The organism is Micromonospora sp. NPDC005305, from assembly GCF_040607315.1.
Classification (GTDB): Bacteria; Actinomycetota; Actinomycetes; order Mycobacteriales; family Micromonosporaceae; genus Micromonospora.
On record NZ_JBEXGL010000059.1, the window covers coordinates 1 to 1,088 of the forward strand.

At 50.7% G+C, this 1,088-nt stretch carries 1 rRNA gene; it reads left to right on the forward strand.

The window, feature by feature from the left end:
• Positions 1–421: 421 nt before the first annotated feature.
• Positions 422–1,088, forward strand: a 16S ribosomal RNA gene (locus tag ABZS80_RS33270); the annotation flags it as partial.

Genomic DNA, 1,088 nt, shown 5'->3' on the forward strand with positions numbered 1-1,088 from the left:
CGCGATCCGCTCATGATTGTGGATAACTTTGTGCATAAAAGGGTATAAGGCGGGGTTTTGCTGTGGAATGCAGCAGTCAGTCATTTTTCTGTCATTTAGCGGTTGCGGCCAGCTGAGAACTCCCTATAATGCGCCTCCATCGACACGGCGGATGTGAATCACTTCATACAACAGCCAGTCGGTTGAAGAGAAAAAATCCTGAAATAACGGGTTGACTCTGAAAGAGGAAAGCGTAATATACGCCACCTCGCAACGGTGAGCGAAAGCCACGTTGCACTGCTCTTTAACAATTTATCAGACAATCTGTGTGGGCACTCAAAGTGACATGGATTCTTAACGTCGCAAGACGAAAAATGAATACCAAGTCTCTGAGTGAACATACGTAATTCATTACGAAGTTTAATTCACGAGCATCAAACTTAAATTGAAGAGTTTGATCATGGCTCAGATTGAACGCTGGCGGCAGGCCTAACACATGCAAGTCGAGCGGCAGCGGAAAGTAGCTTGCTACTTTGCCGGCGAGCGGCGGACGGGTGAGTAATGTCTGGGAAACTGCCTGATGGAGGGGGATAACTACTGGAAACGGTAGCTAATACCGCATAACGTCGCAAGACCAAAGAGGGGGACCTTCGGGCCTCTTGCCATCAGATGTGCCCAGATGGGATTAGCTAGTAGGTGGGGTAAAGGCTCACCTAGGCGACGATCCCTAGCTGGTCTGAGAGGATGACCAGCCACACTGGAACTGAGACACGGTCCAGACTCCTACGGGAGGCAGCAGTGGGGAATATTGCACAATGGGCGCAAGCCTGATGCAGCCATGCCGCGTGTATGAAGAAGGCCTTCGGGTTGTAAAGTACTTTCAGCGGGGAGGAAGGTGCTGAGGTTAATAACCTCAGCAATTGACGTTACCCGCAGAAGAAGCACCGGCTAACTCCGTGCCAGCAGCCGCGGTAATACGGAGGGTGCAAGCGTTAATCGGAATTACTGGGCGTAAAGCGTGCGTAGGTGGTTATTTAAGTCCGTTGTGAAAGCCCTGGGCTCAACCTGGGAATGGCATTGGAAACTGGCTTACTAGAGTGCGGTAGAGG